Origin of the sequence: Streptomyces malaysiensis subsp. malaysiensis (genome assembly GCF_040653035.1) — a bacterium.
Classification (GTDB): Bacteria; Actinomycetota; Actinomycetes; order Streptomycetales; family Streptomycetaceae; genus Streptomyces; species Streptomyces malaysiensis.
This window is the reverse complement of sequence record NZ_JBEZNG010000022.1, coordinates 72,919-82,374: the sequence shown is the minus strand read 5'-3', so window position 1 is coordinate 82,374 and position 9,456 is coordinate 72,919. Positions and strand designations below refer to the sequence as shown.

Below are 9,456 nucleotides of genomic sequence, written 5' to 3'. Positions count from 1 at the left end.
TCTCGACAGGTCAACGGAAGTGAAATCGACTTCCGCTGCGAGATATCGATCCGCCGGCTGTACACCAGGCGGGGAACGCCGGAATTCATAGCGCCGGCACGGGGAATGGCGGTGGGGACGGAGAACCCGGCGCGGGGGCTCCACGCGCATTCCGGGCGGGCCCGAACGGGCCCGCGGTGCCTCAGCGGGCGGCGGCCTTGCGATAGGCGCCGACGGCGGCGGGAACGACGATGGCGAGCAGCAGCGCGATCAGCGCGAGGGACAGCGGGATGGGGTACTGGACGGGGAGGGCGCTCTTGCCGGTGCCCGTCGAGGTGTTGCCGAAAAGTTCGCGGCAGGCGGCCACCACGGCGCTCACCGGGTTCCACTCGCACAGCAGCCGCAGCCAGCCCGGCAGTCCGTTCAGCGGAATGAACGCGTTGGAGAGGAAGGTGAGCGGCATGACCAGCATGAAAGCGATGGAGTTGACCGCCTCGGCGCTGCGTGCCAGCAGCCCGATGAGCGCGCCCAGCCAGGACATGGCGTAGCCGAGGAGCAGCAGGATGCCGAATCCGGCGATGGCCCTGGGGATGCCGTTGTGCACCCGCCAGCCGATGAGGTATCCGACGACGGCCATCGCGACACAGGCGATGACGGCGAGCGCCACATCGGCGAGAGTGCGCCCGATGAGTACGGCCGACCGGGACATGGGAAGGGAGCGGAAGCGGTCGACCACTCCGTTGCCGAGGTCTCCGGCGACGCCCAGCGCGGTATTGCCCACATTGGTGAGCATCATCTGGGTGAAGATGCCGGCCATCAGATACGAGCGGTAATCGCTGCCCGGGACGGAGATCGCGCTGCCGAACAGCACGCCGAAGACGACCACGTACGCGACCGGCATCAGCGTCACGCTGAGGAGCTTCTCCGGAATGCGGGCCAGATGCCGCATATGGCGGCCGAACAGTGCCGAGACGTCGCTGACGAGTTCCATGACGGCCACGCCCTACCCTTCTTCGCCGGTGGTGCCGCCGGTGAGGGCGAGGAACACATCGTCGAGCGAGGGCCGCCGTACAGCGAATCCGATGGGCCGCACCTGGGCGGCGTCCAGGGCGGAGGCGGCCTCGGCGACCGTCTTGAGCTGGTCGCGAAGGGATACGGACACCATCCGTCCGTGTCCTTCGACGGCCGGCTCCATGGCGGTGACCTCGCGCAGGGCGCTGACCGCCGCGGGGATCGCGGCGTCCTCCCGCACGGTCACCTCGAGGCGTTCGCCACCGACCTTGGCCTTGAGTTCGTCCGAAGTGCCGTCGGCGATCACGCGCCCGCCGTCGATCACCGCGATCCGGTCGGCGAGCTGATCGGCCTCTTCGAGGTACTGGGTGGTCATCAGGACCGTTACCCCGTCGGCGAGTTGCTCGCGGATCATGTCCCACAGGACGAGTCTGCTGGTCGGGTCGAGGCCGGTGGTCGGCTCGTCGAGGAAGAGCACCTTGGGGTCGGCGATGAGACTGGCGGCCAGGTCCAGCCGTCTGCGAGTGCCACCGGAGTACGTCTTGACCGGGCGTTCGGCGACCTGCCCCAGGTCGAGCCGGTCGAGCAGGGCCTCGGCGCGAGCCTTCGCCCCGCGCCGGCCCAGACGGTGGAGGACCCCGATGAGCTGGAGGTTCTCCCGGCCGGTGAGCCTTTCGTCGAGGGCCGCGTACTGACCGGTGAGGCCGATCCTGCGGCGCACCTCGCGCGGCTGGGCGCGTACGTCGTATCCGGCGACGCTGGCGCGGCCCTCGTCGGCTTCCAGCAGAGTGGCCAGCACCCGCACCGTCGTCGTCTTGCCCGCTCCGTTGGGGCCGAGGATGCCGAGGAGCGTGCCCGCCGGAACGGACAGGTCCACGCCGCGCAGCGCCTCGTGGCCCCCGTATCTCTTTCGGATCCCCTCGGCCTCTATAGCTATATCCACGAATTCACACCTCACGTACTTGAAACGTGCTTTGCCTTACATCGCGCACGCATACGCAATGGACGCATGGCGGCGACGAGTGGTGTACACCACAGCAGTAGAGAAGTACGTGGCCCCCGTTCATTAAAGTGATAGCCCCTCCGCTAGGGAATTCCCTATCGGATGGCAGCGTCACTAAATCAGTCGGCGCACACGCCTGACAAGGCCCATCCGGAGCGCGGACCAATACTGATCGGTAATTTATTGATCAACGGAAAGCAATAAGGGAACGAACCCCGGGAGGGATATCCGATTTACCCCCATTCCGCCGTACCGCTTTCCACCGCCGACGCCGGACGCCACCCCCGGACATGACGGTCGGCCACCTGTCGTTCCGACAGCGCACCGGCTTTATCCACCCGGGAAACATCGCGTAAATTCTGCCGATCTCCTCAAGCGAGGCGGCCGACGGTGCGTCACCCCTACGCTTCCTGGGCGAGACGCACCCGCAGCGAGCCGGGGCCCCGGGTGAACACCCCTGCCTCGGTGGGGACCTCACCATCGGCGAAGGCCATCGCCGGGAAGGCGTCCAGCAGGTGGTTGACCCCCACCTCGACCTCGGTCTTCGCCAGCAGCGCCCCCACACAGAAGTGCCGCCCGAGCGCGAACGCCAGGTGGTCCGCGGCGGCCGAGAAGGCGCTGGCGGTCGTCAGATCCGCACGGAAGATGTTGAACGTGTCGGGGTCGGCGTAACGGCTCTCATCACGGTTGGCCGCCCCGATCAGACAGGTGACCGTGGCACCCGCCGGAATCGTGCCACCGCTCACCTCCACGTCCTCACGTGGCTGACGGAAGATCATGTGCACCGGAGGCGTGAAGCGCAGCGTCTCGGCGAAGGCCGCCGGGATGAGCGTACGGTCCTCGCGCACGGCCGCCAGCTGCTCGGGATGGGCCAGCAGATTGCGGAAGATACTGGCGATGGCCTTGTCGGTCGTCTCACCGCCCGCCGCGAGCAGCAGGCTGACGAACGCCTTGAAGTCCTCGTCGCTCATGCGCGTGCCGTCGATCTCGGCGGTGCACAGGACGGAGAGCAGATCGTCACCCGGATGCGCGCGCCGGTCCTGGATGATCGGGATCATGTATGCGGCGAGTTCGTCCCGGGTGCGCAGCCCCGCCGCCGCGACCTCGGGGTCCTGGCTCAGATTGCCCAGGAAGTCGATCATCGAGGTGTACCAGACATGGAACCGGCCGTGGTCAGCCCGGTCCAGCCCGAGCATGTCGACGATCACGTTGATCGGAAAGCGGGTCGCGTACTGTCCCACCAGATCGGCTTCCGACGCGCCCCGGAAGGCGTCGATGAGTTCCCGGGAGTTGCGCTCGATGACGGGCAGGAACTTCTCCCGTAACTCCCTCCCCCGGAAGGCGGGCGCCACCAGCGCGCGGCGCACGGAGTGCTCACGCCCGTCCATCTGAAGAATGGTCCTGCCGTGCACCGGCTCGATCTGCCAGTCGTAGTTGTGGCTGGTGAACACCGGGTCCTTGAAGGCCCGGGCGACGTCCTCGTAGCGGGAGACGATGAAGCCATCGGTCGTGTGGTGGTGGATCAGCGGAAAGTCCTCGCGCATGATCCGGTAGGCGGGGTACGGGTCGGCCGCGAACTCCGGGGAGAGGATGTCGGGGGCCGTGGAGGGGGTGGTCGTCATGACGAAGCGCTTCCTGGGCGGGGCGGCGGCGGTCACCGGCCGTACGCACCCACGGCGCACGGCTCGAGGCGGCGCGACAGGGCACGACGATGGCTCCGCTCAGGCCACATGATGGGACGTCAGGTCGCGGCCAAGGCTAGAGGCAGCGGAACCGGCGGGTCCAGGTCCACTCCCGGCCACCCCTTCATGTGGCTCCGCTGCTCGGTTCGAGTCCCACGAGGCGGCTCACCCGGTCGGTCATCGGAACTCCAGAGCGTGTGGACCGGGTGACGAGGAGCGAATGCAGCGGCTGGCGATATGGATGAGCGATAGGCTGACGCGGGACCCGCACGGGGCGAGGGGAAGGGGCTGACCATGACAGTGCCACGTACAGAGAACGACGGTCCGCTGATCCCCATGCCTGCCCTCACGCTTCCCGCATTGCGCCAGGCCGTGGCCACAGTGACGCCTTCACGCCTGCCGGAGTTCTTCGAAGACATGCAGAAGGCATTCATCCGGGCGGGCGAGGAGGACAGTGTCGTGCCGATCCGGATGTTCTACCGCCAGTGGGGGGTGATCGTAGAGATCGAGCGGCATCCCCGGACAGCGGAACGGCTGCACGCCGCCGAGGCCGCCATGGACAGCGACGATCCGGACGTGCGGGCCCGCGCCATCCGCGAGGCAGGGGAAATCGTACGGGCTGCGCACCGAGAGGTCGCTGGTGGCTGACTGGCACTGGGAAACCGACCCGGACGATCTTCTCGATGAGCTGCCTCCCGGGGCACGCGCCGAGGCTGAGCAGCTGGCACAGGAGATCGCCGTGCGGGAATCCATGGTCTTCCTCGAAGGCGCCTCGTACACCGGTGCCAGCCCCGGGCTGCGCACCGAGGCCCGGGGTCAGCTCATGCTCATGTATCTCACCGACGTACGCGGCGAGCGCATCGTGGTGCTCCAGGCCACCTGGTTCGGCTGACGGCCACCGTCGCACCGCGCCTCGCCCGCGGCCTGCTCGCGGAGCGGCCGGGGCGTCCTTTCGCGACCACCGCCGACCCACGACCGGTACCCGGCACCCGCTCGTCGGCCGAAACCCACCGCGGCGCCCTTAGTCCAGGGGGCAGCTCATGAGCAGTGTCGCGGGATCCGCGTCGGCGGGGCGCTGGACGGTGTGGTCCGCCGGGGGCCGGGCCTTTCCGGTCAGCCAGTGTTCCAGTGCCTCGAAGGCGGAGCGGTGGCAGGGGACCAGCGGGCGGAGCTTGTCGGGGTAGGCGTCGACGAGGGAGTCGACATGTGTGCCGTCCTCGATGCGGTAGTAGCGCAGCAGCGCGCCCCGACCGGCCCGGTGCACCATGCGGGCGTAGACGTCCGAGTCCTTGCTGATGGGCAGCAACGCGTCGAGCGTGCCGTGCAGGGTGATCAGCGGTTTGCCGATGCGGCCGGTGAGTGCGATGCGGTCGACGGCGCGGTGGACCGCGGGCGGCCGGGTGGCGTAGTCGTAGTCGGCGTCGCAGCCGGGGGTGCCGGGGGCGCAGTAGGGGGTTCCCGCCTCGGTCGCTCCGTCGAAGTCCGGGTCGGCTTCCTCGCGGTAGATGCGCTGTGTCAGGTCCCAGTAGACCTCGTGGTGGTACGGCCACAGAAACTCCGAGCCCGCCGGGTAGCCGGCCTTGCGCATAGCCCTCCAGGCGTCCTCGGCTCCGGCCCCGCCGGCGGCGTACGCCGGGTATGCGCGCAGCGCGGGCGGCAGGAAGGTGAGCGGGTTGGGGCCGTCGGAGCGCCACAGGGTGCCCTCCCAGTCCACTCCCCCGTCGTACAGCTCGGGGTGGTTCTCCAGCTGCCAGCGCACCAGGTAGCCGCCGTTGGACATGCCGGTGGCGAGGGTGCGGACGGGGGGTCGGTGGTACCGCTGGGTGACGACGGATCCGGCGGCGCGCGTGAGCTGGGTGACGCGCGTGTTCCACTCGGCGATGGCGTCACCGGGCCCGCGGCCGTCGCGGTAGAAGGTGGGGCCGGTGTTGCCCTTGTCGGTGGCGGCGAAGGCGTAGCCGCGGGAGAGCACCCAGTCGGAGATGGCGCGGTCGTTGGCGTACTGCTCGCGGTTGGCCGGTGTACCGGACACCACCAGACCGCCATTCCAGCGGTCGGGCAACCGGATGACGAACTGTGCGTCGTGGTTCCAGCCGTGGTTGGTGTTGGTGGTCGATGTGTCCGGGAAGTAGCCGTCGATCTGGATCCCGGGAACACCACTCGGTGTGGGCAGATCCTCGGGGGTGAGTCCCGCGAAGTCGGCCGGATCGGTGTGGCCCGAGGCCACCGTACCGGCTGTGGTCAACTCGTCCAGGCAGTCGGCCTGTTGGCGGGCCGCACCGGGTACATGCGGCAGGGCGTGTCCGGTGCAACGGCCGCCCGGTGTCCCCTCCGCACCGGCCGCGGGCACCGCCGTGGCATCGGCCGCGGGCACCGCCACGGCCGATGCGACGACGAGCGAACAGGCGCCCACGAGCGACCGTATTCCGAGGGCGGCACGCCGTCCAAGCCGTCCGTGGGGTCGGGCGGAGGCCGTGCGGGGTGGAAACATCCGATTCTCCTCCGAGTCGAGTGGGGACGAGCCGGAGGCTAGGGGCACGGCCACCACGCGGGACATGTGCGGGCCCGCCATGGCGGCGCCCAGGACAGGGGTGCCGCCGCACACCATGGCGGGCCGTTTCACCTCACCGAGTACCAAAGCCGCGGGTGTGCGAGCCGGAGCGGCCACGGTCGGCGACAGCCCTCCTAGCCTCCGAGACCGAAGAACTTGGTGATCCAGTAGCTGGAGCAGATCGAGTCCAGGAAGTACGGGGCGCCGGTGCTGCCGCATTGTTCGGCGCCGGTGCCGGGGTCGACCGGGGTGCCGTGGTTGATGCCGGGGACCTTGTTGACCTCGACCGCCACCGTGCCGTCGGATGTCACGTACTCGTCGTGCTGGGTGGCGTTGGGACCGATGCTGGAGGTACGGGTGGGCGTCTGGGACAGCCCGTGCACCGCCGTCCACTGGTCGCGCAGTTCGGTGGCGTTGCGCGGCACGACCGTCGTGTCCCGGTCGCCGTACCAGATGGCGGTGCGCGGCCAGGGTCCCCCGTACGACGGGTACGCCTCGCGCACCCGCTGGGCCCACTCACTCGGGCTGAGGTCGAGCCCGGGGTTCATGCACAGGTAAGGGCTGTCGACCTTCGTGCAGTTGTACGGCAGGCCCGCGACGATCGCGCCGGCGGAGAAGACATCGGGGTAGGTGGCGAGCATGACCGAGGTCATGGCACCGCCGGCGGACAGTCCGGTGATGTAGACCCGCTTGGAGTCCCCGCCGTAGGCCGAGACGGCGTGGCCGGCCATCTGCCGGATCGACAGGGCCTCGCCCTGGTCGCGCCGATTGTCGCCGGCCTGGAACCAGTTGAAGCACTTGGTGAGGTTGTTCGACGAGGTGGTCTCCGCGAGCACCAGGACGAACTTGTCGCGGTCCGCGAGCTCGGGCAGCCCCGAGTTGTCGGCGTAGACCTGGGCGCTCTGGGTGCACCCGTGGAGCGCGAGGACCACGGGCGCGTTCGCGGGCAGCGACGCCGGCTTGTACACGTACATGTTCAACGCCCCGGGATTGGAGCCGAAGTTGGTCACCTTCGTGAGGGGGACCGCGGCGCTTGCGACGGGCGCGGGCCCGGCGAGAGCGGCTCCGAACACGAGGGCGGCGACGGCGAGTAGCCGGGCCGCGAGGAGGCTCCATCGACTCCGCAGGAGTGCGCGGCGTGGGGGGACTGACATGGAAGTGCTCCTTCGGTTGAGGCGCTCCCGGTGTTGCTGAGGCCGCCGACGCGCCGCCGCGCACCGGAAACACCAGACGTGACCGGAACCGTAGAGTCGGGCGTGGCCCGTCACCATGGCCCCGGGCACCACAAGCGGATTCGCCACCGTCGGCGTCACATGGATTGCGCGGCCGACAACCGGCTGCTAATCGCCCGGCCGATTCGAGCATGCTGTCCCGCACCATCGACATCATCACCGAACCCGCGCACAACCGCGTCCGACACGGCCTGGCCCGGCTCTCCGCTCCGCCGTAGGCGCCGTCGCGCCGTCGCGCCGTCGAGGGATGAGAGTGGGGTCAGCCGGCCCGCTCGCTCATCGCCGGCGTCGGCGTGAAGTGCACCGGCAGTGTCGTCATGCCTCGTGCCCAAGGGGAGGGACGGCGGGTGAGTTCTTCGGCCGGGATGGCGAGGTCGATGTCGGGCAGCCGGTCGAGCAGCACCTCGATGGCCGTACGGGCGATGGTCTCCGCGATCTCCTGCGCCGCGACCGGACAGCGGTGCTCCCCGTGCCCGAACGAGAGGAACGCGTTGTTGCCGCCGGTCAGCCTCGAACCGTCGGGGCGTATCCGCGGATCCTTGTTGGCGGCGGCGAGTCCGAGACACACCATGTCGCCCGCCTTGATCCGGCGATTGCCGAGCGTGGTGTCACGAGACGCCCACCGGCCGACACCGTTCTGGGCGGGAGTGTCCTCCCATAGCACCTCGTTCATGGCCTCCGAGACACTCTTGCGCCCGCCGGCCAGGGACATGACGAACCGTTCGTCGGTGAACATCAGCCGCAGCGAGTTGCCGATCCAGTCCGCGGTCAGCGTGTGGCCCGCGATGACCAGTACGATCAGATCGTGGAGGACCTCCTCCTCCGTGAAGCCGAGGGTGTTGCCGACCAGTTGGGCGGCGACGTCCCGGGGGCCGTCCCCCGCCCTCCGCTCGGCCATCAGGGCCGCCGTGGCTCCGGCGAGGTGGGCCTGGGCCGCCTGGGCCAGGTCGCCGCCGTCGGACAGGTCGATGGCCGCCGCGGCCAGTCCGGGCCCCTGCTCGTCGGGGAAGCCGTAGATCTTCGCCAGGACACGCACCGGGAAGGGCATCGCGTACCGGGCGATGACGTCCGCGCCGCCCTCGGCGCAGAAGTCGTCGATCAGTTCGTCGGCCAGTCGCTCGGCGTGCTGCCGGATCTCGAAGGGGTCGACCGACTCCAGCGCGTCGCTGATCATCGCCGCCCGTAGGCGATGCCGCTCACCGGTCGTGTACAGGATGGACGGCTGCCCGCGGCCGATCAACGGGGCCAGCGGCCAGTCTTCGGGGACGCGGTCCCACTGGTTCCAGATCTCGGAGTCGCGGGTGAAGAGCACGGGGTCGGCAGCGACCTGGTGCAGTTCGCGGTAGCCGAGAACCAGCCACGCCGGGACGCCGCCCTCGAGCACGATGGGGGCGACCGCACCATGTTCGCGGCGCATCTCCTGGTAGAGGAGGTTGGGTTCGTTGTAGAAGCGCGGACCGCTCAGGGGCACGGCGAGAGGGCTGACATGGTCCCCGCCGTGTGGGAGCTCTCCGCTTCGATGTGCGGGACACCCGGGTGGCGGGGCGGGCGCTTCGGAACTCTGAGCGGTGGGGTCGGTCGACGTCATCGCTGTGGTACCTCCGAGGTCGGGTAAGGGGGTCCCGCACGGCTCCCGGTCCCTCGGCGGGCGGGTCCGCTGGTGGCTGCTGACGGCGAGCCCATCGTGCCTGAGGGCGTCTGTGTGGCGGCCGTCGTCCTCGATCCTCAGCGCCCGTTCCGAGCAGAGGTTCACCACATGTCACGTGGCAGCCAGGTTGTCCCCGGTCAACAGCGAGAGCGTCGCCACGGGATCACCCTGGTCGTCGCAGTCGAGGATTACCGGCGCGGCACCATAACACAGGCCATGACCTGCACGGGCGTGACGGCCGACGTCGATCCGCGCGACCGTCGTGTGCCTTTCGTCCGAGCACCGCGTTCCTGACGACCGGTCGATGCCACATGCGGCGGTCGACTGATGCTCGGTGACGGCGTACGGCA

The 9,456-nt window shown here is 69.2% G+C and carries 7 protein-coding genes and 1 pseudogene; 2 read left to right on the top strand and 6 right to left on the bottom strand.

Annotated features, from left to right (window positions below; genetic code table 11):
• Nucleotides 1-181: 181 nt before the first annotated feature.
• From AB0E24_RS33905 to AB0E24_RS33895, 3 genes are all read right to left on the bottom strand, one after another.
• The gene (locus AB0E24_RS33905; RefSeq protein WP_069868640.1) at nt 182-970 is read right to left on the bottom strand and encodes an ABC transporter permease; all 789 of its coding nucleotides are present in this window, start codon (nt 968-970) and stop codon (nt 182-184) included.
• Between the two features lie 12 nt (nt 971-982).
• Entirely contained in the window at nt 983-1,933 is a 951-nt protein-coding gene (locus AB0E24_RS33900) for an efflux ABC transporter ATPase subunit, DrrA-related (RefSeq protein ID WP_069868158.1), read from the bottom strand.
• Between the two features lie 461 nt (nt 1,934-2,394).
• Nucleotides 2,395-3,615: a cytochrome P450 gene (locus AB0E24_RS33895; RefSeq protein ID WP_359382826.1), complete on the bottom strand. Its 1,221-nt coding sequence runs from the start codon at nt 3,613-3,615 to the stop codon at nt 2,395-2,397.
• Nucleotides 3,616-3,969: 354 nt separating this feature from the next.
• Here AB0E24_RS33895 and AB0E24_RS33890 point away from each other — a divergent pair, with 354 nt between their 5' ends.
• A complete protein-coding gene (locus AB0E24_RS33890; protein WP_069868160.1) occupies nt 3,970-4,323 on the top strand; it encodes a hypothetical protein in 354 nt (117 codons plus the stop codon).
• Nucleotides 4,316-4,567, top strand: coding sequence for a hypothetical protein (locus AB0E24_RS33885; protein WP_100804839.1), 252 nt, complete (start codon nt 4,316-4,318; stop codon nt 4,565-4,567). Before AB0E24_RS33890 ends, AB0E24_RS33885 begins: the two co-directional genes overlap by 8 nt.
• A 129-nt stretch (nt 4,568-4,696) precedes the next feature.
• Here the strand turns inward: AB0E24_RS33885 and AB0E24_RS33880 are convergent, their stop codons facing one another.
• From AB0E24_RS33880 to AB0E24_RS33870, 3 genes and pseudogenes are all read right to left on the bottom strand, one after another.
• Complete coding sequence (locus AB0E24_RS33880) at nt 4,697-6,166, bottom strand: 3-hydroxybutyrate oligomer hydrolase family protein (RefSeq protein ID WP_359382821.1); 1,470 nt, start codon at nt 6,164-6,166, stop codon at nt 4,697-4,699.
• A gap of 197 nt (nt 6,167-6,363) precedes the next feature.
• A pseudogene (locus AB0E24_RS33875) lies at nt 6,364-7,380 on the bottom strand (extracellular catalytic domain type 1 short-chain-length polyhydroxyalkanoate depolymerase); the annotation flags it as partial.
• Between the two features lie 337 nt (nt 7,381-7,717).
• Entirely contained in the window at nt 7,718-9,046 is a 1,329-nt protein-coding gene (locus tag AB0E24_RS33870) for a cytochrome P450 (protein ID WP_359382815.1), read from the bottom strand.
• Between the last annotated feature and the right edge of the window lie 410 nt (nt 9,047-9,456).